Genomic DNA, 26,327 nt, shown 5'->3' with positions numbered 1-26,327 from the left:
CGTTTGTTATTCGAAAAAAGGAGGAGATAGAATGCTTCCGAACAATAGAAAACGGTGCGCTGGCTTTGGAACCGTGCACCGTGCAGGCAAAAGGCCGTTTGCCCAGGGATCATGCAGACAGAATGCAGGCGGTCACTGGACACGGACCGGAAGAAAGCTGGCGGGGAGTTTCCTGGCGGCGGCTCTTGTCACTGCAGCACTTCCGCTTCCGGCTTTCGCCCAGCAGAGCCCGGAATTTGCCTACTCGGCAGAAAAGTGGGCAACACTGAAGGACAACAAGCTGGAATTTGATGAGATCAAGGACCTGATCCATGAATACAACCCGACCGTCATCCAGAACGCGATCAGTTATAAAGATTACCTGACGAAAAACCGCGATGATGTGGCACAGGAGTACTATGACCGTGCCAATGAGATTTATTCCAGCATTGAGTATCCGGATTCTGACAGTGAGAACTACGGAAGCGGGGTGGCTGCCGCACTCCGGAACGAGCAGCAGGCTAAGAGTCTGATGGAGCAGGGCGATGAAAATACCGATGACCAGGCAACCATGCGGATCCAGTACGATCAGGCCGAGGCACGGCTTGCCAGGCAGGCGGAGGGTCTTATGATCACCTACTGGACCCAGTACTACAATTTGGACAGTCAGAAAGCTCGCATTGAGCAGGCAAAGCTTTCCTGCCAGTCTGAACAGAACCGTCTGGCAGCAGGCATGTCTACCAAGGCCAAGGTATTAAGCGCAAAAGAAGCCGTTTCCAATGCAGAGGCGGCGCTGGTGACTGCTGAGAGTAATCTGGCATCCACAAAGGAGAGCCTGTGCATGATGTTAGGATGGGGCTACGGCGCGGATGTGGAGATTGCGGAACTGGCCGATCCGGATCAGAGCAAGATCGCGGCCATTGATGTGAGCGCAGATATCCAGACAGCTCTGGAGAACAGCTATGCCTACCGCCTGACGAAAAAGCAGCTCACCAACGCCAGAACAGACAGCGTAAAGGAGAAGCTGAGCGAGACCGAAAAGAATCAGAAGGAAACCATCTCCAACAGTGTGAAATCTGCCTATGATTCCCTGCTTCTTGCTCAGTCCGGTTACGAGCAGGCCCAGTCCGCGCTGGCGCTGCAGGAGGTTTCCATGAAGTCTGCCGATGCAAAGCTGGCAGCGGGAACCATTACAAAAAATACCTATGAGAATCAGAAGGCATCCTACACCACAGCCCAGGTAACAGCCCAGACCCAGAAGCTGTCTCTGCTACAGGCCATGAATGATTATGACTGGGCCGTGAACGGACTGGCATCGGCAGAGTAGGAAGGAGCGGTTTATGAAGAGAAAACAAAATGAAAATCGTTTGCCTGAGTTGTCTTGTCCGCAAAGCTGGAAGCGGCAGGCGAAGCAGGGATTCCATATGCCCCAAAAGGTTGGCATCCGGGCTGCACTGCTTCTTGCGATTGCTTTTGGTATGCTCAGCCTTCCCTGTACTTCTCTTTCTGCGAGGGCAGAGGTTGCAGAGACAGATTCCGGCCAGACTGCGGAAGAAGAGACAGCAGAGACTGCTTCCGGACAGAGTGCAGAAACCGCAGAACAAAATGCAGAACAGACCACTCAGTCTGTAACTTCGGTAGATTACAATAACCTGGAACAACTGGTGCAGAACAACCGGAATTTAAAAAATTCCCTGGAAAACTATACCAGCAACAAGGAAACCTACCAGAACATGCTTTCCACCCTGGAAACCGAGCGGGACTACATGAAATTCATGCAGGAGAAGTATGAGGATGACGCAGAAACGAAGGCCGTTTACAAAATGAATGCTTCCCGCCTCAGCATGTCCATTTCCCAGATCACCAAACAGCTAGAATCCCTGGAAACGAAGACGCAGTCGGTAAGCAGGCAGAAGACGATAGACAGCTACATTCTGACAGCGCAGAGCCTGATGCGTACCTATAACCAGATGAACACCAAGGCGCAGGCAGAACAGAAAAACTACGAGGCAGCCCGGAGCAGCTACCAGGCAGCGTTAAAAAAACAGAGTGCAGGCATGGCAACGGCAGCCGATGTGATGGCGGCAGCCGACACCATGGCAAGCGCAAAAAACCGGTATGAATCCTACCAGCAGCAGGCGGCAAATGCCCGCTTTAACCTGCTTTCTGCCCTGGGCCTGGATACCAGTGCAGATATCACCATCGGAAGCGTGCCGCTTCCGGATTTTTCTGCCATCGACGATGTGGATTTCAATACGGATGTGGAGCAGGCCATCGGTAACAGCGCCAGTGTGCAGAATACCCGCCACCAGAGTGCGGGAACCGCAACAGAAATATCTGTCAAATCCAATCAGGAAAGTCAGGCCGAGGGAACGGTGCGTTCTCAGATGCAGAGCCTGTATGATCAGTTAAAGGCTGCAAAGCTTGAGTATGAAGGAGCGGAAGATGCCTATGAAAGTGCGTCTGTCACGTACGCATTCCTGCAGAAAAAACAGCAGGCCGGCATGCTTTCCCAGAGTGATTATCTGCAGGGCGTAGCGGATTATTACAGTGCGCTGGATGCAAAGGAGAGCGCAGTGGTTCAACTCAATCAGGCGTGGGAGACGTATAACTGGACCGTGAAAGGCGTGTCCTAGGATGCGATAGCAAGAAATTTATCAAATTAAAAATTCTGTGGTTGACGCAAAAAAAATGCTGTAGTATAGTTTAGAAGGAATTTATTGATCGTGCACTTATAAGGAGGTGAGGAAATGGACGTCGCGGACAGTTATAAGCGAATGAGCGGCAATGGAAGAGAAAAGAAGACCGACAGCCTGTCTGAATCCGCTGTCCGTTTTCTCACACGAATTGAGTTTAGATTTTGATAGGAAAACTGTCTGATCGGTAGTCCCTGCATCCCAGGTGTACTGCACGGATCAGGCTGTATTTGCGTGTGTCTGCCATTGCCCATTTTCAGATGAAACCGGTAATGGCATTTTTTATTTGCGGAAACACGCTGCTGTTTTTCTTTCTTGTTTTTTGAATCTATTGTTAAGAAAACGTGAAGAATACAGGAGATTTTTCTGGAAAAATACAGCAGGTTTGCGCAGATCAAAAATGCTCCGGTTCCACGGATGACAGCCGTGAGAACAAAACGCTGTGAGAAAGAGAAAGACTTTTTCGCAGGCAGAGAAAGGAGCAGGCATGGAAAAGATGAACGAGAACGAGAACAAAGACGTGGCAGTTCAGGTACGTGACTACCAGACGGAACTGGAGCAGATCATGCGGAGCAACGTATCCCCGCGTGTATTAAAGGACCGGATTTCCGACTACCATGAGAATGATATCGCATCCTCTTTCGAGGTGCTGACAAGAGATGAGAGAGAGCGTTTATACCGCATTTTAGACGCGGAACAGCTTTCTGATATTTTTGAATATCTGGATAACGCAGAAATTTATTTTGAGGAACTGAATGCAAGAAAGAAGGTTGAGGTTCTTTCCTGCATGGAAGTTGATCAGGCAGCAGCGCTGCTTAAGCGCCTGGCAAAGCCGGAGCGCAATATGCTCATTGACCTGATTGACAATGAATCCAAGCGCGACATTGCCATGCTGGAGTCTTTCGATGAAGATGAGATCGGAAGCCGCATGAGCATGAATTTTATTGAGATCAAAGCTGGAATCAGTGTCCGTGAAGCGATGCGGGAGCTGGTTGCACAGGCGGCAGAAAACGATAATATTTCTACCTTATATGTAACCGATGACCAGCACACGTTCTGCGGTGCAATCGACTTAAAGGATTTGATCATTGCCCGAGAGGGCAGCAGCCTGGATGATATCATCATGGAGTCTTACCCATATGTGTATGCCCGTGAGATGATCGAAGACTGTATCGAGCGCATGAAGGACTACTCCGAGGATTCCATCCCGGTACTGGATGAGAACAACAAGATCCTTGGTGTCATCACTGCGCAGGACATCGTTCAGGTTGTCGATGATGAGATGGGCGATGACTACGCAAAGTTAGCAGGTCTTGCTTCTGAGGAGGAATTAAACGAGCCGATCCGCCAGAGCGTGCACAAGCGTCTGCCGTGGCTGATCATTTTACTTGGCCTTGGTCTTGTGGTTTCCAGTGTGGTTGGTCTGTTTGAGGGTGTGGTAGCGCAGCTGACCATTGTGATCTGCTTCCAGTCCCTGATTCTGGACATGGCCGGAAACGTCGGCACCCAGTCCCTGGCAGTGACCATCCGTGTGCTGATGGATGAGAACCTGGATGGCAAGCAGAAACTTGGCCTGGTATTTAAGGAAGCGAGAGTCGGCATGTGCAACGGACTGATCCTTGGCATTCTTTCTTTCGTTGCGATCGGTGCTTATATCGCGATTGCAAAGGGAATGACTCCGTTTTTTGCATTCGCAGTTTCCGGCTGCATCGGCGTGGCACTTCTTGCGGCCATGATCATTTCCAGTGTATCCGGTACGGTGATCCCGATCATGTTTAAAAAGTTCGGCGTAGACCCGGCCGTAGCATCTGGTCCGCTCATCACAACGGTGAACGACCTGGTAGCGGTGGTTTCTTACTACGGACTGACCTGGATCTTTTTGATCGAGATGCTGCATTTAGCGGATTAAAAGAATAAGACTTGAAAAGCTGTTTCTGGCCTGTGCATCTGCATGTGCCGGGGCAGCTTTTTTGTGGCTTGTATTGAGGTGCTTCGAAAATGTAAAGTATTCTTGACATAATGACGCCTCTGATATATACTGTAGATGTAAGATATAGTTTACATATTGTTGGAAGGAGGTCGGTGTATATGTCAGATATTTTCGCATTTACGGCTGCATTTATCGCGGTTCAGGTATTTAAGATCATTATGTTTAAGAAGGATAAGGACTACAGTGGCTATGATGAGCGGCAGGAGCTGATCCGCGGGAGGGCATTTCGCTACGGCTTTTTGACATTGGCCGCACTGCTTGCGGCAGCGGTGCTGTGGGAGGAGTGCGTGGGTGCACTGCCGATCGAGTTTTCACTCCTCATGATGGCCTGCCTTATGGTGGGATGTCTGGTGGTCATCCTCTATGATATCTGGCAGGATGCGTACTGGGGTATCCGGCAGACGTCGGGCTCGAACGCCGCGATCGTGCTCATGGTGGCGGTGATGGTGATGCAGTACCTGGGTTTCCGGGGACATGCCAATGCTGGCGACGTGATCGTCGATGGCGTCCTCACCTGGGATGGCGGCATCTATCTGCTGATCTTCGCGTTCTTCGCGCTGATCATTGTGAACCTGCTACTGAAAGCGTGGGTGGATAAACGGGGAGGTTCGGCGGAATGAAAAACCGGATGATGAAATTCTATATCGATATGCGAGAGAGACGCGGTGGGATGGAAAACGGGAAGATGAAATTCGCGAAAAACGGTGTCGATCGGTGGGAGGTCTGCTGAAATGAAGAACCTGAAGATGAAATCGGCACGGGCGGCGCTGGACCTGTCACAGCAGCAGCTGGCAGATCTCGTCGGCGTGTCGCGGCAGACCATCAACGCCATCGAAAAGGGCGATTATAACCCGACGATCCGACTCTGCATCGCAATCTGCAGGGCACTGAACCGAACACTGGATGACCTGTTCTGGGAGGAGGCGTGAAGGTGGCTTCAAAAGTGTTTGAAATAAAGGAAGAGACTCCTTATAAGGAGCTTACGCTGTATCCGGCGCAGGGAGAAGACCGGCCACTGATCGTTTTCAATGCGGTGCTGAAAACCGTGCAGGAAAATACGGAGGCGATCCTTCAACACTATCAGGAGCTCGGCGTGGATGTGCGCTGGGAGCTGAACCCCGGAAATCACTTCCGGGACGTGGCGATGCGAAGTGCAAAAGGCATCAAGGCGATACTGGAAGTGTGAAACAGGGATGAACGAGGCTCGGAATGCCTGGATGATGTCGAAAAATGAAGACGATCATGTAAGCGAACGAGGAGAAAGCATCCGATGAAGCAGAGGGATGCAGACATTGAATGAAGAGAATGAAAGGAAGGACAGGACGATGAGCGAAGAGAGATATGCCATCATTTTCAGCAGTCGGACGGGCAACACGAGGAAGCTCGCGGATATGATTCGAGGGGCACTGCCGGACGCGCGGTGTGCGTACTTCGGGGAGGCGAAATCCGCAGATCCGGATGCAGAGATGATCTATGTGGGTTTCTGGACGGACAAGGGCACGGCGGATCAGGCGTGCCTGGAGCTGCTGGGCAGACTTCGGAACAAAAAGATTTTCCTGTTTGGCACCGCGGGCTTCGGCGGCAGTGAAGCATACTATCAGAAGATTCTCGCGAATGTCCGCACGGCCATCGACGCAAGTAACACGGTGGTCGGAGAGTACATGTGCCAGGGCAGGATGCCGCAGGCGGTGCGGGACCACTATGTGAAGATGAAGGAGATGCCGGATACGAAGCCGAATCTGGATGCGCTGATCGAGAACTTCGATCAGGCGCTTTCCCACCCGGATCAGGAGGATCTGGAAAGACTGCGGAGGATGATTACAGGGTGAAGGCCTCGTTCACCTGCCTGAACGGTAACTACCCGTGTATACAGAACGGAACATGCCTCATGAGTTGGATATTTGCGTATTAGAGGAATTTATGATATAATATTTCCCATCTTAGCGTTTGCGTTGTGACACCAAACGCACTACACGAAGGGAGATTTGATCCATGAAAAATCCAGAGATTACCATTACGATGGAAGACGGCGGCGTGATCCGCGCAGAATTATATCCGGAGGTTGCTCCGAATACCGTAAAGAACTTTATCAGCCTGGCAAAGAAAGGCTACTATGACGGACTCATTTTCCACAGAGTCATCAAAGGCTTTATGATCCAGGGCGGATGCCCGAACGGCAACGGCATGGGCGGCCCGGGCTATTCCATCAAGGGCGAGTTCCGCCAGAATGGTTTCCAGAATGACTTAAAGCATACCGCAGGCGTTCTTTCTATGGCACGTTCCATGATGCCGAACTCCGCAGGTTCCCAGTTCTTCATCATGCACAAAGATGCTCCGCACTTAGACGGCGCTTACGCAGCATTCGGTATGGTCATTGACGGCATGGACGTCGTAAACAAGATTGCCGAGACCCGCACCGACTACAGCGACAGACCGCTCAAAGAGCAGAAGATCAAGAGCATGACGGTTGATACTTTCGGTGAAGCGTACGACGAGCCGGAGAAGTGCTAAGTTAGAGGAATGATATGACACAGGAATACACGGTTTGGATTGGAAAAACAGCATATCCGGTTGTGGTTTCTGACGAACGAAAAGCTCTCCTTGCCGCGAAAGCAGCAGGGAGAGCTTTTGTTGGTCTGATACACATGGAAGAACATGGTGGAGGAAGTCAGGAAGATGACATCTGGGATGCAGAGTACCTGGCAACGCCGGATGCCATCTGCCCGGAATATTTAGAACGCATTGTGCTCCGCCACATCGGTCTGCCCTGGATCATCACAGAAACAGACCGCTTGATTATCCGGGAATTTACCGTAGAAGACATTGCCGGTATGCCAGAGGAACCGGATGCCTGGTTTACACAGGAGGAACGGGATGCTGATCAGATTTTTTACGATACAGAGAAATTGAAGGCCTATATCAAAGGCCAGTACCGGTTTTATGAGTATGGAATCTGGGCGCTGGTGCGAAAAACAGATGGCAGGATCATCGGAAAAGCCGGGTTATCCAATGCGAAGAAACGGGATTTTGCAAGGGCAAGTGCACCGGAAGAACAACTGGGAAAAGTTGCGGAAACCGGAAATGACTTCGAACCGAAAAGTAGAGTGGACTCCGAAAATGACTTTCCAGATGCCAAGGGAATGGAAGACAGGGAATTTCTGGAACTCGGCTACCATGTTTTTCACCCCTACCGCCGTCAGTGCTATGCCGAAGAAGCATGCCGTGCGATCCTTGCTTATGCCAGGGATGAGCTGGATTGTCCGGTGTGTGCCTGCGTGGCAGGAGAAAATACGGCATCGGTCCAGCTGCTTCGGAAGCTGCAGGTAAAGTATTATCTGAGTGGAAAATAAGTTTTTATTATCTGTGGAGGTATTCATAAAACAATGATCTCACTAAGTACGCTATGCTATATCGAAAAAGACGGGCAGTATCTGATGCTGCACCGTACCGTGAAGAAAAATGATGTAAACAAAGACAAATGGATCGGAGTCGGAGGTCATTTTGAGGCAGATGAAAGCCCGGAAGAATGTCTGCTCCGTGAAGTCTGGGAGGAGACCGGCTATACGCTGACCTCCTGGAAATACCGTGCCATTGTGACCTTTGTCTCCGGAAACGGCGTGACAGAATATATGTCGCTCTTTACGGCAGATGCCTTTACCGGCGAACCGATCGCATGCAATGAAGGCGAGCTGGCATGGGTCGACAAAGAAGAAGCAGTGAAGCTAAACATCTGGGAGGGCGATAAGATCTTTTTCCGTCTTCTGAATGAACGCACCGATTTCTTCTCGCTCAAGCTTGTCTATGACGGTCACGATAAGCTTGTTTCGGCTTCTCTGGATGGCCAGGAGATGGAGCTTCTTGATGTGCTCGATGAGAAGACAGGGGAGAAAACCGGAGTGCGAAGAGAAAGAGGAGTTGTCCACCGCGATGGAAGTGTGCACGGAACTGCTCATGTTTGGGTCGTGCGCCGTGGTCCCTCGGACAGCTGGGAGGTGCTTCTTCAGAAACGGAGTGAGCATAAAGATTCTTACCCGGGATGTTATGACATTTCCGCAGCCGGGCATGTGGCAGCGGGAGAGGAGTATCTGCCGACAGCAATTCGGGAGCTGAACGAAGAATTGGGGATCGAGGCAACAGAAGAAGAACTCCATTTTGTTAAAATGCATCAGTCAGAAAGCGAAGAAGTTTTTCATGGACAGCCGTTTAAAAATCACGAGATCAGCGCGGTTTATCTGTACGATGGAGAAAAGCTTCAGGAAGAAAACCTGAAGCTTTCGAAAGAGGAAGTTGAGAGCGTGAGGTGGATGGATTACCAGACCTGCATTGAAAAAATCGAAAAGAAAGAGCTGAACAGCTGCATCAACATAGAGGAACTTAAGGCATTGAAAAAAGGACTGCTGTTTCTCTGCGCTGGAACAGTTTTGGATGAAAATTAACAACAAAAGGATTTCACCTGTCATGTCTCAGGTGAAATCTTTTACAATTTTAATGTATTCCTGCGCATGGTACGGCAGATAACTGCCGCGTCGGTAGGCTGCCACAAAATCAACGGTGGTGCAGGTTTCCGGGCCGACGGAAAAGCAGGCAATGTCAGGCGGCGGCTGGATGTGCTTTAAATGGGTTTCGGTCACAAAACCACAGCCGTAGCCTTTTGCTACCAGCTGGACCTTTGCGGCGATGTTGCTGGTCTGTAGCTTTATGATCGGGGTGATCCCGGCCGCTTTAAAAAGCTGGTCTACTGTCTGCTGGGTCCGCTGTCCCGGAGTCTGGAACAGGAATGGCTCGTCTTTTAAATATTTAAGATCCATCCATGGATATTTACAGTCGGGTTTTTGTACACCCATTTCCGCAAGCGGGTGATGATGCGGCAAGATCAGGAGCAGTTCCTCGTGGCTGATGATCTCGTAATCAATATCCGGGCTTTTTACAGGCAGATTGAAAAATGCGAGATCGGCCTCGGCATTCAGCAGCATATCTTCCAGTAAATAGGAATGTGACTCCAGAATTTCCAGCCGTACGTTGGGATATAAGGAATTGAAAATCGGCAGGGTACAGGGAAGCATGTAGGTGCCGCGCATGGTCGGAAAGGCAATCTTTAAAGAGCCGTAATTGTTCTTTACGATGTCGTTCATTTCCTGGTCCAGCTCTTTTTTCAGGTTCAGGATCTCGGAAGCTTTTTCTACATAGCGTTCCCCGGCATAGGTGAGAACAAAACGGTGTCCCAGCTTTCGGAACAGCTTTTGTCCAAGCTCTGCCTCCAGGTTCTGGAGAAATTTTGTAAGTGTCGGCTGGGTTACATATAAAGAATTCGCAGCCTTGGTAATATTCTGATATCTGGCGATCGCCAGGACATAAGATAAGTCTTTAAAATCCATAAAAATCTCCCAAAATTATTTAACATGGTCATAGAATCGTGTTTTCGGTTTTGCAATCTGTTTAGGAACTGCTTGCGACCCGATATGCATATCATACCATGAACTATAGATGCGTGGAATAGTTTGAATGAAAATTATGAATTTGTATTACAGTTGGCCTCATGCTATGATAAAACCATAAAAACGGTACCGGTTAAGAAACCGGCGGCATGGCCAGCCGCCTTCACACACAGGTGATGGAGGAAACGAAATGCAGAATCAGAACGAACAGGTATATAAGCTCCCGGTGACGATCATGCGGGGAGGTACCAGCAAAGGAATTTACATATTGGAATCCGATCTCCCAAAAGATAAGGAAGCGTGGGATGAAATCCTGCTTCGTCTCATGGGAAGTCCGGATGCCAAACAGATCGACGGGCTTGGCGGTTCCCAGTCAGTAACAAGCAAGGTTGCGATCGTAAAGAGCTCACAGAGAGCAGATGCAGATGTGGATTATACCTTTGCACAGGTATCGGTTGATAAGCCGATCGTCAGCTACAAAGGAAATTGCGGAAATATTTCTTCCGGTGTTGGCCCGTTTGCATTGGAAAAAGGTCTGGTCACACCGAAAGAGAACGAGACTACCGTGCGGATCTACAACACCAATACGGGAAAAATCATTGCGGCAGATGTGAAGACCTCGGATGAAGGCGTGAATTATACAGGTGATTTTCAGATTGCCGGAGTTCCAGGAACGGCATCACCGATCCGCCTGAAATTTATAAATCCAGCCGGAACCTTAGGAAAAGGTCTGCTTCCAACCGGAAATGCAGTGGATATGCTGATGGTGCCGGACTTCGGTGAGGTGGAGGTTTCCATTGTTGATGCGGCGAATCCGCTTGTTTTTGTAAAAGCAAAGGATTTGGGGTTGACCGGAAAAGAAAATCCGAATGAATTAAATGCGGATGCAGCGAAGCTGGAACTTCTGGAAACGGTGCGGGGACTTGCGGCAGTGAAACTTGGTCTGATCGATGATTATAAGAAATCAGCATGGGAAACACCTGGTATTCCGAAGATGACCTTTGTGGCAGAGTCGGATACTTACGAAACTGCAGATGGAACAACAATCCGGAAAGAAGAAATTGACCTGCTTTCCCGGATGATGTCGATGCAGAAAACACATCCGAGTTATGCGATGACCGGAGCCATGTGCACGGCGGCAGCAGCAGTTGTGCCGGGAAGCGTGGTAGCGCAGGTCTTAAATCCGGACACCGATACCCAGTTTATCCGCATTGGACATCCGGGCGGAGTACTGGAATGTGGAGTGGATTACCGGCCAGAGGAGAAGGAGCCGGTTATTGAAGATACATTTGGATTCCGCACAGCCAACCTGTTAATGGAAGGCGTTGCATCAGTCAGAAGATAATGGGGGGATATACTATGGAAATGATTCGGGCAATCTTACCGCAGCTTTCTCTGCTGGTATTAATCATGGTAATCGCAGTTGGATTTGTAAAGAAAATAAATATCGGATTCTTTTCCATCGGAGCCGCCTTTTTGCTGGCGCTTCTGGGAATGGCAGTGGAGCTGCAGATCAAATCCGGCGATACCATGCGGCTGTTAAAAGCCAGTGACGTGGCAAAAGGCTTTTCCAGTTCTATGTTTGTGACGCTGGTTGGTGTTACCTTCCTGTTTGTCATGGCAGCGGTTCTGATTCTGCTTGGATGTGCTGATGAGAAGAAAGCCATCAAGAGCATCCCGTGGGGCACCCTGATCATGATCTGCGGTGTAGGTGTACTGGTCAACATGATCAGTCTCTTAGGCGGCATTGACCTGATTTCCGACACGCTGGCTTCCTTCATGACCGAGCATACCGCAACTCCAATCATGGCAGCCACCTCCGGAATCCTGTCCTGGGTAAGCTCCACCACCGCTGTGGTGATGCCAACCCTGTACCCGATCTCCGCGGAAATCTGCCAGCGCTTCGCCGGAGTGAATTATGTAGAACTGATCGCAGCGATCACCGCAACCTCCTTCGCAGCAGCCATCAGCCCGCTTTCTACCGGAGGTGCCATCATCATGTCCTCCTACTCCGCAGCCCGTGAGACCACCACCGAGGAAATGAACAAAATGTTCTACACCCTGTTCCTGCTTTCCGTAGCCAATGTATGTGTCAACGTGGTTATGGCAGCAGTCGGAGTATTTGGACTGGGCGGACTCTTTTAAATCCAATATGGTTACTGTTCACGCATGCGTGCCCAGCAACTAAATATGCTCCAACTTTCCGAATGCGACCAGCGGATCCCCGGATTTTACACCGAGACTTAAGGTGAAATAGAGGATGACACCGTCAAACGGGGCAATGCAGCGAAAGATTTCTTTGCCGGAAACATCGTTCAGAATGCCAAGCAGGGCACCTTTTGGAACGGTTTTTCCGGCTTTTTTCATGGCAGGATACCAGAAACCGTCGGAAGGCGCTTCTGCATAAAGTGTTTCGCGAATTTCGGTTTGTTCGGAAGGCGCTTCTGCATAAAGTGTTTCGCGGATTTCGGTTTGTTCAGAATGTGCTTCTGCAGAACGTGAGTCGTTGATTTCAGTTGGTCTTGAAAACGCTTTTGTACGAAGCGATGTCTGCTCTTGCTGGTTATCGGTTGCTTGTGTGACAGGAAGCATCCCGAGATGCTCCATCATCTCATATACATTATGTTTGCATGCAGCAACTTCCTCTGTGCTCCACAGCCCGCGCTCTCCGCGCTCTACCAGCAGGGCCGGGATCCCGCATTGTGCGGCCCAGCTGTAGAGACCGTTTTTTGAGGTGGAAGCAACCCGGTAAGGAACCGAGAGGGCGGCTGCGGCCAGAGCAGATTGCGTTGCAAGCTTTTCCGGCACTGCCGTGGGGAAGAAAATCAGCGGAGTCAATGCTTCGTTGACATCTCCACCGTGCAGATCCATCAGAAAATCTGCCTCCGGGTACAGGGTTTCCTCCAGAATCTTTGCGAGCTGGCTGGAAAAGGTCTCTTCTTTACTTCCGGGAAACATCCGGTTTAGATTCTGGCCGTCGGATGGAATGATCTGTTTTGCGCCATGATAGAAGCCTTCCGGGTTTACCAGAGGCAGAAGGATCAGGCGCCCGGAAAGATTGTCAGGCTCTAATTCGTTTCCAAGGCTGCGGAGTGCTTCGATGCCGACGTATTCGCAGCCATGTACTCCGGCGGTAACCACCAGCGTTTTTCCGGGGTGGTTGCCGCAGATGACGGTCATTTGGATGGGATAGGGGCTGGTGACAGGCAGCAGAAGTGTTTGTTTTATTCCGGTGCCGGCTTTTAAGTCAGACAGTCTCATAGATATAAGATCTCCTTTTGCTACATTTATCATTACTCAAATTCAATGATAGAGCTCAAAAGTTTTTGCGCATACGCATCCTTTGTTTCCGCAATGCAGGATACCGGAATGTGCTCTGTGACATGACCATGATAAAGAAACAGCACATCATCACAAAGATAGGTCACAGAAGTCAGGTCGTGTGTGATGAAAATATAGGTCAGGCCAAGCTTTTCTTTCAGGTCGCGCAGCAGGTCCATGATCTGTACCTGGGTGTGCGCATCGAGGGAAGAAATTGCCTCGTCAAACAGAATGATTTCCGGCTGGCAGGCCACCGCCCGCGCAATGCAGACACGCTGTAGCTGTCCCCCGGAGAGTTCATGCGGGTAGCGGTCCGCATAGGAGGCATTGAGACCGACAAGCTCTAAAAGATGGCTGGTTTCTTCCTGCCGGTTCCATTTTGCCGGAGTGCCAGGCTGTGCGGTATTCGTGATGCCTGCAATGCCGCCGTTGTTTTTCTGGTTCCGTTCCCTTGCTGCAAGTCCTTCTGCAATGATCTCTTTTACCCGGAACCGTGGATTGGCGGAGGTTGTGTAGTCCTGGAAGACGACGCTTAAGCGTTTCTGGAGATTCTTGCGTCCACTCCGGGAAGCATAGACAGAGGTGCCGTGGATCCGTACTTCTCCGCGGTCTGGTTTTAACAGCCCGCAGATCACGCGGCCCAGGGTGGATTTTCCGCTTCCGGATTCGCCTAGGATGCCGAGGCAGGTCCCCTGTGGAACGCTCAGGGATACATCAAAGAGAATCTGGTCACGGCTGGTGCCGAAGAGTTTTTCCTGGCGTTCACTGCGGAAGCTGACACAGATATCGTTTAATTCTAGCATGCGGCATTCTCCTTTCTATTCAAAATCTGGCTTTCGTCCAGAAACTGTTTCTCATTCAGAAGTCCTTTTTCATTCAAAACCTGGCTTCTATTCAGGGTCTGGTTTTGGCTCAAAATTGGGTCTCCGTGCAAAACCTGGCGGTAGCGGTGCATCACGGCAGAACGTTTTTCTACCAGCATCCGGGTATATGGATCGTTGGCATGCATGAGAATGTGTTCGAAGGTCCCGCTGTCCACGATATGTCCGCTGTTCATGACCAGAACGCGGTCAGCCACTTTTGAAATCGCACCCAGGTCATGCGTGATAAACAGCATGGCGGTATGCTTTTCTTTTTTGATCCGGACAAATTCCTCTAGAATTTCATACTGGGTGATCGCATCAATGGCGGTGGTAGGCTCATCGGCGATCAGAAGTTCCGGCTCTAAGGCCATGGCGATGCCGATCATGATACGCTGCAGCATACCTCCGGAGAGCTGGTGCGGATATTTTTCCAGTACTTCCTCCCCGTTTCGGATCCGCATCTGCGCCAGAATTTCCAGAGAGTGGGAGCGGATTTCCTGTGCGCTCCATGTGGTATGGGTGGCGAAGGTCTCTGCCATCTGGCTTCCGATGCGGTAGAGCGGGTCAAAGCAGGTCATGGGATTTTGCAGCACCATGGTGATACGGCTGCCGCGCAGACGGCGCAGCTCTTCTTTGGATTCCCGCAAAAGATCCTGCCCGTCGAAGATGGCACGGCCGGAAATCTGGAAATTTTTGTCCAGCAGACCGAGCACAGACTTTACGGTCATGCTTTTTCCGCTTCCGGATTCTCCGAGAATGCCCAGACATTCGCCGGGACGAACCTCAAAGCTTACCTCTTCCACCAGCTTTTTGGAACTTTTACGCTGGGTGAGTGTTACATTTAAATTTTCAACCTTTAAGATCGCAGACATGGATTACAACACCTCCTTTGGATCCAGCACATCGCGGATGGCATCGCCCATCAGGTTAAAGGCAGATACCAGAATGACAATGGCGATACCCGGCACCAGCATCTGCGCCGGATTGCTGGTCAGGACATTTTTCGCTTCACTGAGCATGGCACCCCATTCCGGGGTAGGAGCCTGGACACCGAGTCCCAGAAAGGACAGGGTAGAAATGTTGATGATGGCCCAGCCGACATCGAGGGAAGAAAGCACAGCCAGGTCAGCCGCGATGGAAGGGACAAGATGCCGGAAGAGGATGAAACGTTCCGGTGTGCCGATGCAGCGGGAAAACTGGACAAAGTTCCGGTCGCGGTACTGCATGACACCGGTGCGGATCATGCGGGCGTACCAGGCCCACTTGATGAAGACATTGGCCAGGATCACGTTCTGCACGTTGATGCCAAGGAGTGCCACAACGGCAAATACCATGATCTGGCTCGGAAAGGAAAGCATTACATCAACCACGCGCATGATCAGCTCCTCCGTGATCCCGCGGAAATATCCGGCTAAAAGTCCCATCAGGGCGCCCAGGCCGATGGTGCCAAGCATGGTAAGGACAGCCAGACCCAGCGTCGGCCGGATGCCGTAGATCATGCGGGAGAGAATGCAGCGTCCCAGATTGTCCGTTCCAAGCGGATATTCCCTGCTGAAGTGCGCAAATTTGTTGAGAATGTTGGTGGCATATGGGTCGTGCGGGGCAATGACCGGGGCAAAAATTCCGATGAGGGCCACGATCAGAACCAGGCTGACCGTACCGACGGCCGTTTTATTATGAAGAAAACGATGAAGCATGATTAGTGACTCTCCTTTCTCATACGTGGATCCGACACTGTCTGAAGGATATCGAACAGCAGATTAAATACAACGAATAAAACACCGATCAAAAGTACATAGGTCTGGATGACCGGGTAATCGCGGTTGAAAATAGAACTGATGCAAAGCGTTCCAAGTCCCGGCCACGCAAACACGTTTTCTACGACAATGGTTCCGGAGATCAGCTGCGGGATGCTCATACCGATGGCGACGATGCAGGTGTGCATGGAGTTTTTCAGGATATGTTTTACCAGGATGGATTTCTGCGGAAGTCCGCGCACATTGGCGTAGAGTACATAATCCTGTTTCATGTTTTCCAGCATGTTGTTGCGGATCAGACGGATGTAGGTGGAAATATAGCTTAACGATACGGTGAAAGCGGGCAGGATCAGATGTTTCAGGGTCCCGTTTCCGCTGGTCGGCAGAAGATCCAGCTTAATGGAAACCAGCCACATCAAGAGTAGTCCAACCCAGTAAGCAGGCATAGCGGTAGTCATAAAGACGATGCCGCGCATGATCCGGTCAAACCAGCCATCTTTGTATACGGCACAAAGAAAGCCAATCGGCAGGCTTAAGAGAATCACCATGACCAGGGACGCTCCGGCAAGCTGCAGGGTGGCAGGCATGCAGCGGAGCAGTTCTCCGGCAACGGTACGGGTCGGATTGACGTAGCTGATGCCGAAATTGCCGCGCAGGCAGTCAAGCACCCAGGTGAAGTAGCGCACCAGATAAGGTTTGTCGAGACCCAGTTCTGCGCGGACCTCGGCAATGGCATCCTCTGTGATGATCGGAACCTGGCGGACACGCAGGGCAACCTCCGCCGGGTCAGACGGGATCAGGTTGATAAATACAAAGCATACAAATGATATAATAAGAAGAAGTGGGATCGCAGACAGGATCCGTTTTATGATATATGGTTTCAAGATAATACCTCCCATGGAAAAACAGATATGTCAGTCACAAAGACACAACATGCAATGCAAGGAAAGCCGCCTCAAAGGAGACGGCTTCCTGTATAGGTTTCGCTGATTTGAAGCTTTTTCATCCGCCTTAGAAGGAGAAATCCTGGAACGGAACCTCGTACTGAGTCTGGGTGAAGTGGAAGCCTTTCATATCGGAGCGGTAGATTGCCTTGTTGCATTCGTAGGTCAGCGGGATGTAGACCGCATCTTCATGCAGATGGGTCAGCACGTAGGTGTAAAGCTCCTGACGCCGTGCCTCATCAGTCGTGATGAGGATTTCGGTAATGGCAGAGTCAATCTCAGCCTTGTCCTCAAGACCAAGCTGTGCTGCATAGTCACCGTATACCGGGGCGCGCATTGCCGCAAGGGAAGACTGCGGATCGTACGGGGTACCCCAGCAGATGTTGAACACCATGTCAAAGTTACCGGCCTTCATGTTATCGCGGTAAGACTGTTCCTCCTCGCCGTGGATATTTAAGGAAACACCGATGGTCTGGTATTCGCTCTGCAGATACTCAGCAATGGACTTCTCAGTTACACTGTCACTGTTGTAGAGCAGGTCAATGTTTAACTGCTTGCCGTCTTTTTCACGGACATTGCCGGAACCCATTTTCCAGCCAGCATCATCGAGAATCTGTCCGGCAAGGGTTAAGTCGTAGGCATACGGCTCCAGATCGATGTTGCAGTATGGGACTGTGGTGGCAAATAAGGTATCAGCCGGTTTTTCCAGACCGTAAAAGATACCGTCAGAGATATTCTGCTTGTTGGTCGCATGCTGAAGGGCAATGCGGACTTCCTTCTCGGAGAGAATGTCAGAGGTGGTATTCAGGACGATCTGTCTGGTAGAGGTCGGATCAGAGAGCTCCACGGTGAATTTATCACTGTCTAAATACTGGTTGATCGCATCTGCATCGATCATATTCTTTCCGAAGATCATATCGATCTCGCCTTTTTCCAGTGCCAGGATACGGGTCTGGTTATCCGGGATAACCTTTACGGTAATGGTTTTGATCGCCGGCTGCTCGCCCCAGTAGGTCGGGTTTGCCTTGAATACGGCATACTCGTCGGTCACGAACTCATCCAGCACATACGGGCCGGTACCGATGTAAGCCTCCACGCCGTCCTTGGTGCTTCCGTCTTTCATGGCTTTCGGGGAGATCATGGCGAACGGTCTGGTAACTCCAAGCTCGGTTAAGAGCGGATAATACGGCTCAGACAGTTCGATCACAAAAGTATTTTCATCCGGAGCGCTTACGCCGACTAACAGATGCATCATCTCCAGCCAGGTGTGGCGGTCTTTATTCTCCAGGATTGCATCGAAGTTTGCCTTGATTGCGTACGCGTCACATTTCTCGCCATCGGAGAAGGTGACACCCGGGCGGATGTGGAAGGTGTATATCTTACCATCCTCGCTGACATCCCAGCTTTCTGCCAGGCAGCCTTCAAAGCCATCGGCGGTGATGTTGACAAGACCCTCGTAGAGCATTTCCTGTGCGTACATCTCGCCGGCATATAAATGCGGGTTTAAATCGCGGATATCGCGGTAGTTTACAAAGACCAGGTCTTCTTTTTTTGTATCAGCAGTTCCCGTTGTCTCTGCGGAAGAATCCGCAGCAGTGGTGGATGCAGAGTCAGACGCGGATGAACCGCAGCCGCTTAATACGGCGGTGCCTAAGAGACCTGCAAGAAGCAGGGTGCCCCATCTTTTTTTCATAATCAGTTTCCTCCTGTATAAAAAAATAAATAATTGCCGTGTCACTATTTGGTATAGGATAACAGCAACACAAACAACAAGGTTTCGATTGGTCCGGCTTGTGCGGACGTCTGGAAGTATAACACAGGTTAGCTATTGCTTACTACTGATGAATTTGGAGGGGCTTAGTCATTCTAAATTGTTATAACCAGAAGAAATTTTGTTAGAGGATCGCCTGAAAATTGCGGATAAACCACTTTGCAGCTTCACTTAAGCTTCCTTCCTCCGAGCAGATGTAGCCGATCAGCAGAAACGGCTCGCAGTTGTTGATCTGAAGCTGCTGCACGTCGTACTGCTTGTACTGATCATGGAGAAAATTGATGCCGAGACTGCAGACATCGGTGTTCATCAACAGGTTGATGGTCAGGTGGTCACTGTTGGTATAGACAGAATAATGAAGCTGTTCCGTGCTGATCGCTCCCAGGCTGACATGGCTTAAATGGTGCTCGACCGAGAAAAAGTCACGGACACCGCGCACAAAAGAAAGGCTGGAGAGCTCCTGAAAATCAATGCTTTCATCGTGGTAGCGCGGATGATGCGGACCAACATAGACACAGGCTTCTTTCACATCCAGGGGGATAAATTTCAGCTTTTTGTGGGAAAGGATATGCTGGAACTGGTGCAGCTGTTTCTGCGCGATATAGACAATGCCAATCTCAGAAAGCCCCTGTGCTACCCGGTTACTGATTTCTTCCACCGTTCCCTCAGAGTGTTCCACAATGTAGGTGCTGCCCATTTCTTTATAAAAATCGGTGAGAAGACGGGAAATCATATTGCTGGGATATGTGGCAAGGCTGAATTTCTTTCCCTGGTTGTGGTCACTCAGGGAATCGATCAGGCTGACATTGTGAAGAATATTCTGGGCATATTCCCGCACAGCTTCCCCATAGGGGGTGATGCGGATCCCGCGGCTGCTGCGCTCAAAAAGCGGGCGCCCCAGTTCCTTTTCCAGAGAACTGATCACCTTGCTGACATTGGGCTGGGTGGTGTAGAGACATTCTGCGGCTTGGTTAAAACTGCCTTTCTCACAGGTGATCATAAAATATTCCAGTTGTCGTAGTTCCATAAAAACCTCCGTATGCGATGCGTGCGCAGATTGGTGTATTAAATAAAAGTAAGTATATGCTAACCACTATAGCAGAAAAAAAGAAGGGAGACAACCGCCGGACGGTGGTGTCTCCCTGAAAATAACTCATATTGAGAAAAAAACTCATTTATTATACGATTTCTATTTGTCAATCCGGAACCCATAATATGCATTCATACCATGCTCATGGATATCCAGTCCATCTAACTGCTCCTGATCGGCGACGCGCAGTCCGAAGATTTTATCGATTACCTTGAAGACGATGAACATGGTTACGCCGGTCCAGATCCAGTGCGCTTCGATCGGATAAACAACAGCAGAAATAATGCCGGAGTAGATGCAGTAAGATAAGAAATTGGTGCGCTCTGCCATGGCAAATCCTGCCTGCATAAAAAATACAAATGATGCACCGATCAGAAACCAGATGCCAAATACTTCATTTAAGATGTTTTCCATAATCGTGACCTCCTTGTTGGGTACAGAATACTTTTCAAGTCTTCCAGCTTTTCGGGTTTGATGATGATTTCCAGCTTTTTCATACAACCAGCCTCCTTAACTGTAATGGGGATTATTATATTTATTTCCGATATACAAAAAGGGGCGCTCCAGTCATAGACCGGAACGCCCTTGTTCTTGCACTTGTGATATACGAACGAAATAAATATGTGCTTTATTATAGCAAAGTTTTTTTGAAAGTCAATCACTCTTTTCGGAGATTTTATTTCTTATTTCCCTACAGAATCAAACTCCCTGCAGATCTCTTCGGACGGAGCCTTGGTTGCCAGGGATACGATCACGATGGCGAGTGCGGATACAACGAATGCCGGGAGCAGCTCGTAAATGTTCCAGGTGCCACCCATCGGGCGGACCAGATACTTCCATACGAAGACCATCACGCCTCCGGCTACCATTCCAGCCAGGGCACCCTGCAGGTTGGTGCGCTTCCAGAACAGGGAGAAGAGCATCAGCGGTCCGAATGCTGCGCCGAAACCGGCCCATGCGAAGGATACGATGTAGAATACGGAGCTGTCCGGGTTCCATGCCAGGAAGATCGCAATAACGGCAATGGCAACAACGGTCAGGCGGGCAGCCATCATGGAAGCTGCGGTGCTCATCTTGATCTTTAGGAAATCCTGTAACAGGTTCTGGGAAACACCGGAAGCTGCGGTCAACAGCTGGGAGTCTGCAGTAGACATGGTGCATGCAAGGATACCAGCCAGTACGACACCCGCAATCAGAGAAAGCAGGAAGCTGTGCTGTCCCAACAGATGCGCAAACTGGATGATAACGGTCTCGGACTCAGAGCTCTGGGTAAAGAGCGGGATCGCGCCGGCTACGGAAGCGGCGTAACCAATGATACCGATCAGGATGGCAACGCACATGGAGATCAGCACCCATACGGTTGCGATCCGGCGGGAGAGGACCAGCTTTTTCTCATCCTCGATCGCCATGAAACGGAGCAGGATATGCGGCATCCCGAAATAGCCAAGCCCCCATGCAAGAGTAGAAACGATGGTCAGCAGGCTGTACGGAGCAGCGCTTCCGCTTGCACGGTCGTGAATCTGTGTCATGGAGAGGTAACCAGCCATGGAGGTTGCATTGTTTACGACCTCATCCCAGCCGCCAGCCATGTGAATGCCATAAAACACGATCACGATCAGGGAAATCGTCATAACGATACTCTGGATCAGGTCGGTGGTAGATACCGCCAGGAAACCGCCCATAACGGTATAGCCGACAATGACGATCGCACCGACGATCATGGCCATATGGTAATCCACGCCAAACAGGCTGGAGAACAGGGTTCCGATGGCTTTAAAGCCGGATGCGGTATACGGAATAAAGAAAATCAGGATGATGATCGCGGAGATGCACATCAGGATATTTTTATGGTCATGGTAGCGTCTGGATAAAAAGTCCGGGATTGTGATGGCATTGCACACAACGGAGTAACGGCGAAGACGCTGTGCCACGATCAGCCAGTTTAGGTAGGTTCCAAGGCCAAGACCGATGGCGGTCCAGCCTGCGTCTGCGATACCGGTAAGGTAAGCGACACCCGGCAGACCCATTAAGAGCCAGCTGCTCATGTCAGAGGCCTCTGCACTCATGGCGGTGACGAACGGTCCAAGCTTGCGGCCGCCCAAGTAGAAATCATCAGCGGAATCACCGCTGCCTTGTTTGCTGAAATAGAATCCAACGTATACCATTGCGACAAGATAGATCACGATGGCAGCCAGGATTCCAGCCTGTCCTGATAACATAATCTTTTCCTCCTCATTTTGTTGCTGTCTGCGTGAACGTAATCCCTATCCGTGAATAGTGCTCATATTCTGTGTCGTTCGCGTGCTTGTCTCCAGCAACATGATGTGGATGATTATAGCATAGCTTATAATAGACTACAATACAGAATAATGTATAGAATTAATACTGTACGATTGAAATGTATAATAAATAAAAATAGCTTAAATAAAAGAAAAATAAACTAGACGAATTATAAAAATAGAAAACATACGAAAAGATATATTTTTGCAGACCGAAGCATTTGAAGCCTGATAGAAAAATTTTCAGTATGCGAAACAGAAATTGCCTTACGATCATCGGATGCGCCATGGATGTCATTTCAATATGCCATATAAGAAAGAATCCTGCGTTGCAGGATTCTCCGCCTGCGGCGGGTCGCAATGGCGACATGATTCCTTTCCGCCGCAGTGCGATCCTCGCGGAGCGTTTTTGGTTTCATAGGACGCACTTTCCTATGAAATAAAAAAAGCCTCCAACCGGTTAAGGCTGAAAGCTGCTTAAAAATCCAGGCATTACCTTTGCGGCGTATTCCACCAGGGAATATTCGCCGGAGCAGAGACACCAGTCGTAGAGCAGGGCACGCTCACAGAGGGCATAAAGCTTTACCATCTCGTTGACGTTGGAGCGGGTGCTGAGCTGGCCGTCTGCCTGCCCTTTGGCAATGATCTTTTTGAGAAGCTTATAGTAGATCCGGTTATGGTCCAGCAGATGCTTTTCCCCGTTGGTGGTAAGCTGTGTGGAATAAAGCCGCGCCAGAAGATCTAAGGAAATGCTGTTTTCGATCATCCGGAACAGCTCCTGGTTTAAGAAGAGGAGCTGGTCCATGGCAGTCATTTCCGGCGTGAGCTCCTGTGTCAGCTCCTCGTACTTTTCGTCGAACAGGGAGCTCAGGGTGGAGAGAAGCGCATCCTTACCGTCAAAATAGTGGTAAAAGGACCCCTTTGAGGTGCCGGACAGGTCGATGATCTCTTCTACCGTTGTATCCTCATAGCCCTGCTCATAGAAGAGCTTCCATGCGGCATTTACGATCTTGCCGCGGGTATTTCGTGCGTTTTTCTTTGCCATAATATTCTCCTGTCATTTTCTCCATTTTCTGCTTTTGATACGCCAGATGCACAGCACCATGCGGATAAAGCAGTCTGCAGCGATCGCCAGCCATACGCCGGCAACACCCAGTCCGAGCGGATGGATCGCCAGCCATACCAGCCCGATCCTCAGTCCCCACATGCCGATGATGCTGACCAGGAGGGAAAAGCGGACATCGCCGGAACCACGGCTGATCCCGCCTGCGATGACGGTAAAGCTGAAAAAGATTTCCGTAGCTGCGGCGATAAATAAGGTCTGGCTTCCTAGTGCGATCACCTCCGGTTCCCGGCTGAACAGGCTGATGATGGGCCGCGAGAACATGGCAACCGGCACACAGGCCGCGATGATCACAGCAGAACCGATCCAGCAGATACGGAATGCAAAGCGGTCTGCGAAATCTTTTCGTCCGGCCCCCAGCGCCTGTCCGACCAGGGCGGTGGCGGTGTAGGCAAAGCCGTATGCAGGCAGGTAAAGAAGCCCCTCCGTCTGGTTGGTTAAGTAATGGGCGGCCAGGGAGATGGTGCCAAGTCCGGAGATCATGGCGGTTAGGGCGACCTGTCCGGAGGTCAGGGTCAGGCGTTCCAGAAGCACCGGAATGCTGATGTGGAAGAGCTGCCTGAGCACCTGCTTTTCAATCCGGTAACCGGCCCGGAGCAGGTTCAGACGGACCGGGGTTTTTGCTGTAGTCAAAAATACCAGCAGGATGACCAGCAGAAAGATCTGGGACAGCATGGTGGAGCAGGCTGCCCCGGCAACACCCAGCCCGGCGCCAAAGACGGAAATGGTATGACCACCAAAGGACAGGGTACGCGCCGGGTAGATCAGGAAGAAGTTTCCGATGATATTTGCGGCATTAGAGGTCAAGTTGGCGGCCAGCGGGATCCGGGTGTTTCCGGCAGAGCGGAAAATGGCGGAAAGCACCACCGAGAGGGTCTGGGCGGTCAGGCCGTAACCGATGATCTGCATATAGCGCTGGGCCTGGGGAATGACCTCCGGTGCGGCACCAAGCCAGATCGGAAGCGGGTGGCAGACCAGCTCTACACCCAGGGCAAGCAGCAGGCCGAGTATGGCAGAGCACACCAGTCCCTGTGCGGTGATCTGGCGGGATCGGGCTTCATCTCCGGAGCCGACAGCGTGGGAGATCAGGTAAGAAAAGCCTACGCTTAAGGAGGTGATGAAGCCGTTGATCAGCCAGATGCTGGAAATATTGACGGCAACTGCCGCTGTGGCAGAAGCGCCGATGGAGCCAACCATGGCTGTATCTGCCAGGGAAGCCATGCAGATCAGAAACTGTTCCAAGATCGCAGGCCATGCCAGTTTTAAGATAGTAAGATTAATATGCTTCTGGGCCTGTGCGGAAAGAATGTCGGGTGTCTGCTTACTCATGCTCCGGTACCTGGAAGCCGTTTTCTTTTAAGACCCAGGAGGCTACAGCCCGGTTGGTGTCGATCCATGCACCATGGGATTTCATGTAGCCGATCAGGCGGCTGAGCATCTGTACCCGGCTGGCGCGTCCGACAAACTGTGGATGCAGGACGAAGTTGATCATGCGGCCCTCCACAGCCAGGGAGTCGAATTCGTCCTTCCAGATCTCAAACATTTCATCCGGAGATTTTAAGCCGTAGCGTTCCGGGGCAGCGTCCGTGTAAAAATCGTAGGCAGTATCATCGAAGATGGAGTCCTTCGGAAGCTCAACCAGAGGAACTGTTTTTCCGTCAATCTGGTGAAGGAATGGCCCATCGCTGTCACGCCAGTTGCTGCTGTAAATATATCCGTGTTCAAGAAACAGGCGTAGGCTGTAATCGTGGATCACACCGCCGGGTGCCCGGTGTCCGGCAATTTTCTGGCCGGTCAGATCGTAGATGATCTTTTCGCTGTGGCACATGGTGGCGTCTTCCTGTTCATAAGTGGTTTTTGTGGATTCCTCATGCAGATAGCCGTGGAATCCGATATCGTGTCCCCTGCGGGCGATTTCTTTTACGACCTCCGGGTAATGCTCAGCTACAACTCCGGGAATGAAGAAGGTTGCCTTCACCTGGTGGCTGTCCAGCATATCGAGGATTCTCGGAACGCCCTGTTTGGGGCCATAGGCGCCGCGGGAGAGGTTGGTCATATGGGCGGTGCTTCCATCTCCGTGTGTGGTCCACATGGTTTCTGCATCCAGGTCAAATGCCATCATGACGGCAATCCGTTTTTTATCAGGCCAGTTCATCATGCTTTGTTTCCTCCATTCTGCTGTTGTACATAACGCGCTACCTCTTCGCAGGTAGCGATCCATGCACCATGGTCCTGCATGTAGGCGATCAGCTCGCCAACCATGCCAATGCGGCTGGCGCGGCCGATCATCTGTGGATGCAGCTTTAAGATAAAGATCTTATTGCCCTCCAGGGCCAGCGCATCGAATTCCTGCTTCCAGTTGCCGTAAACCTCACGGTTCGGGTACATACAGCGGACTGCCGGATCGCTGAATGTGAAATAGTAATAGGTAAAGTCATCCATGGTAATATCGTTTGGAAGCTCGACCAGGGGAAGCTCCTTCCCATCCTTTTCCCAGAGATAAGCCCAGTCGCAGTCCTTCATGGAGGAACTGTAAAGGTATCCGCGCTTCGCTAAAAGCTCCGGCATAAAGTCCTGAAGCACGCTTTCCGGGGCGCGGTGTCCGGCCGGCTTTTTCCCAGTGATATCAAAAAGAAGGCTTTCGCTTTTATCCAGGATCTCTTCCATTTCTTCCCGGGTCAGCTCCGGGCTGGATTCGTGCTGGTAGCCGTGGCAGGCCAGCTCATGGCCGCGCCGGTGAATTTCTTCTACCGTATCCCGGTAGGTTTCAATGACAGCACCAGGTACAAAAAAGGTCGATTTGATATTCATGGTGTCTAACATATCCAGACACCTGGCCAGTCCCTCGTGAGGGCCGTACTGGCCTCTTGAAAAATCCGTAAAACCAATGGAGGTTCCCTTACTTTTCGCCCGGGACATCCGTAAAAATTCAGCATCATAATCAAACGTAACCATGACAGCGATGCGTTTGCCATCCGGCCAGGAAAAGGCTGGTCCGTTTGTCTTTCCATCTGCAGTATACATTTTTTGCTCCTTTCCAATCGCCCTAAAAAGCAGGGCAGTGTTGTGATCCCAAAGG

The 26,327-nt window shown here is 50.7% G+C and carries 26 protein-coding genes and 1 pseudogene; 12 read left to right on the top strand and 15 right to left on the bottom strand.

Going from position 1 to position 26,327, the window contains the following annotated elements; genetic code table 11:
- Window positions 1-31 precede the first annotated feature (31 nt).
- From DW922_RS09055 to DW922_RS09010, 10 genes are all read left to right on the top strand, one after another.
- On the top strand, window positions 32-1,306 hold the full coding sequence (locus DW922_RS09055; protein WP_118726404.1) for a TolC family protein: 1,275 nt from the start codon (window positions 32-34) through the stop codon (window positions 1,304-1,306).
- Window positions 1,307-1,319: 13 nt separating this feature from the next.
- A complete protein-coding gene (locus tag DW922_RS09050) occupies window positions 1,320-2,615 on the top strand; it encodes a TolC family protein (RefSeq protein WP_118726403.1) in 1,296 nt (431 codons plus the stop codon).
- Window positions 2,616-3,162: 547 nt separating this feature from the next.
- Window positions 3,163-4,584, top strand: a complete 1,422-nt coding sequence (gene mgtE, locus DW922_RS09045; protein ID WP_243032160.1) for a magnesium transporter — start codon at window positions 3,163-3,165, stop codon at window positions 4,582-4,584.
- Between the two features lie 179 nt (window positions 4,585-4,763).
- Window positions 4,764-5,285 (top strand): hypothetical protein, encoded by a 522-nt coding sequence (locus DW922_RS09040; RefSeq protein ID WP_118540226.1) that lies wholly within the window; start codon window positions 4,764-4,766, stop codon window positions 5,283-5,285.
- A gap of 111 nt (window positions 5,286-5,396) precedes the next feature.
- Window positions 5,397-5,594: a helix-turn-helix transcriptional regulator gene (locus DW922_RS09035; RefSeq protein WP_118540225.1), complete on the top strand. Its 198-nt coding sequence runs from the start codon at window positions 5,397-5,399 to the stop codon at window positions 5,592-5,594.
- A 2-nt stretch (window positions 5,595-5,596) separates the two neighbouring features.
- Window positions 5,597-5,851: a hypothetical protein gene (locus DW922_RS09030; protein ID WP_118726402.1), complete on the top strand. Its 255-nt coding sequence runs from the start codon at window positions 5,597-5,599 to the stop codon at window positions 5,849-5,851.
- A 139-nt stretch (window positions 5,852-5,990) separates the two neighbouring features.
- Entirely contained in the window at window positions 5,991-6,494 is a 504-nt protein-coding gene (bilS, locus tag DW922_RS09025) for a flavodoxin family protein BilS (protein ID WP_118726401.1), read from the top strand.
- A 163-nt stretch (window positions 6,495-6,657) separates the two neighbouring features.
- The gene (locus DW922_RS09020; protein WP_118726400.1) at window positions 6,658-7,176 is read left to right on the top strand and encodes a peptidylprolyl isomerase; all 519 of its coding nucleotides are present in this window, start codon (window positions 6,658-6,660) and stop codon (window positions 7,174-7,176) included.
- A gap of 14 nt (window positions 7,177-7,190) precedes the next feature.
- Window positions 7,191-8,015 (top strand): GNAT family N-acetyltransferase, encoded by an 825-nt coding sequence (locus DW922_RS09015; protein ID WP_118726399.1) that lies wholly within the window; start codon window positions 7,191-7,193, stop codon window positions 8,013-8,015.
- Between the two features lie 33 nt (window positions 8,016-8,048).
- Entirely contained in the window at window positions 8,049-9,101 is a 1,053-nt protein-coding gene (locus tag DW922_RS09010; RefSeq protein WP_118726398.1) for an NUDIX domain-containing protein, read from the top strand.
- A 27-nt stretch (window positions 9,102-9,128) separates the two neighbouring features.
- Here DW922_RS09010 and DW922_RS09005 read toward each other — a convergent pair whose 3' ends face one another.
- Entirely contained in the window at window positions 9,129-10,040 is a 912-nt protein-coding gene (locus tag DW922_RS09005) for a LysR family transcriptional regulator (protein WP_118718769.1), read from the bottom strand.
- Between the two features lie 250 nt (window positions 10,041-10,290).
- Here DW922_RS09005 and DW922_RS09000 point away from each other — a divergent pair, with 250 nt between their 5' ends.
- Window positions 10,291-11,445, top strand: coding sequence for a PrpF domain-containing protein (locus DW922_RS09000; protein ID WP_118726397.1), 1,155 nt, complete (start codon window positions 10,291-10,293; stop codon window positions 11,443-11,445).
- 14 nt (window positions 11,446-11,459) lie between these two features.
- On the top strand, window positions 11,460-12,245 hold the full coding sequence (locus DW922_RS08995; RefSeq protein WP_243032159.1) for an SLC13 family permease: 786 nt from the start codon (window positions 11,460-11,462) through the stop codon (window positions 12,243-12,245).
- A 39-nt stretch (window positions 12,246-12,284) separates the two neighbouring features.
- Here the strand turns inward: DW922_RS08995 and DW922_RS08990 are convergent, their stop codons facing one another.
- The 14 genes and pseudogenes from DW922_RS08990 to DW922_RS08930 all read right to left on the bottom strand — a co-directional run bounded on the left by DW922_RS08990 (window position 12,285) and on the right by DW922_RS08930 (window position 26,272).
- Complete coding sequence (locus tag DW922_RS08990; RefSeq protein WP_118726396.1) at window positions 12,285-13,361, bottom strand: succinylglutamate desuccinylase/aspartoacylase family protein; 1,077 nt, start codon at window positions 13,359-13,361, stop codon at window positions 12,285-12,287.
- A gap of 32 nt (window positions 13,362-13,393) precedes the next feature.
- On the bottom strand, window positions 13,394-14,224 hold the full coding sequence (locus tag DW922_RS08985) for a dipeptide/oligopeptide/nickel ABC transporter ATP-binding protein (protein ID WP_118726395.1): 831 nt from the start codon (window positions 14,222-14,224) through the stop codon (window positions 13,394-13,396).
- A complete protein-coding gene (locus DW922_RS08980; RefSeq protein ID WP_118726394.1) occupies window positions 14,218-15,156 on the bottom strand; it encodes an ABC transporter ATP-binding protein in 939 nt (312 codons plus the stop codon). Before DW922_RS08980 ends, DW922_RS08985 begins: the two co-directional genes overlap by 7 nt.
- 3 nt (window positions 15,157-15,159) lie before the next feature.
- Complete coding sequence (gene opp1C, locus DW922_RS08975; RefSeq protein WP_118540213.1) at window positions 15,160-15,981, bottom strand: nickel/cobalt ABC transporter permease; 822 nt, start codon at window positions 15,979-15,981, stop codon at window positions 15,160-15,162.
- 2 nt (window positions 15,982-15,983) lie between these two features.
- Entirely contained in the window at window positions 15,984-16,925 is a 942-nt protein-coding gene (gene opp1B, locus DW922_RS08970) for a nickel/cobalt ABC transporter permease (protein WP_118726393.1), read from the bottom strand.
- A gap of 127 nt (window positions 16,926-17,052) precedes the next feature.
- Window positions 17,053-18,678: a nickel ABC transporter substrate-binding protein gene (gene nikA, locus DW922_RS08965; protein ID WP_118726392.1), complete on the bottom strand. Its 1,626-nt coding sequence runs from the start codon at window positions 18,676-18,678 to the stop codon at window positions 17,053-17,055.
- Between the two features lie 202 nt (window positions 18,679-18,880).
- Entirely contained in the window at window positions 18,881-19,783 is a 903-nt protein-coding gene (locus DW922_RS08960) for a LysR family transcriptional regulator (protein WP_118726391.1), read from the bottom strand.
- Window positions 19,784-19,945: 162 nt separating this feature from the next.
- Window positions 19,946-20,107 (bottom strand): hypothetical protein, encoded by a 162-nt coding sequence (locus DW922_RS18405; protein WP_347560293.1) that lies wholly within the window; start codon window positions 20,105-20,107, stop codon window positions 19,946-19,948.
- Window positions 20,081-20,260, bottom strand: a pseudogene (locus DW922_RS18400) (hypothetical protein); the annotation flags it as partial. The pseudogene DW922_RS18400 and the gene DW922_RS18405, both read right to left, overlap by 27 nt.
- A 269-nt stretch (window positions 20,261-20,529) precedes the next feature.
- Window positions 20,530-22,065, bottom strand: coding sequence for a sodium/proline symporter PutP (gene putP / locus DW922_RS08950; protein WP_118726389.1), 1,536 nt, complete (start codon window positions 22,063-22,065; stop codon window positions 20,530-20,532).
- Between the two features lie 520 nt (window positions 22,066-22,585).
- A complete protein-coding gene (locus tag DW922_RS08945; protein WP_118726388.1) occupies window positions 22,586-23,170 on the bottom strand; it encodes a TetR/AcrR family transcriptional regulator in 585 nt (194 codons plus the stop codon).
- A 12-nt stretch (window positions 23,171-23,182) separates the two neighbouring features.
- Window positions 23,183-24,577: an MATE family efflux transporter gene (locus DW922_RS08940; protein WP_118718775.1), complete on the bottom strand. Its 1,395-nt coding sequence runs from the start codon at window positions 24,575-24,577 to the stop codon at window positions 23,183-23,185.
- A complete protein-coding gene (locus DW922_RS08935) occupies window positions 24,570-25,406 on the bottom strand; it encodes a polysaccharide deacetylase (RefSeq protein WP_118726387.1) in 837 nt (278 codons plus the stop codon). Before DW922_RS08935 ends, DW922_RS08940 begins: the two co-directional genes overlap by 8 nt.
- On the bottom strand, window positions 25,403-26,272 hold the full coding sequence (locus DW922_RS08930; protein WP_118718777.1) for a polysaccharide deacetylase: 870 nt from the start codon (window positions 26,270-26,272) through the stop codon (window positions 25,403-25,405). The genes DW922_RS08935 and DW922_RS08930 overlap by 4 nt, the downstream gene beginning before the upstream one ends.
- Window positions 26,273-26,327 lie beyond the last annotated feature (55 nt).

It is taken from the genome of Clostridium sp. AM42-4 (genome assembly GCF_003480105.1).
In the GTDB taxonomy this organism is placed as follows: Bacteria; Bacillota; Clostridia; order Lachnospirales; family Lachnospiraceae; genus Brotaphodocola.
The sequence above is the reverse complement of the archived record's forward strand: the minus strand, read 5'-3'. Positions and strand labels throughout refer to the sequence as shown.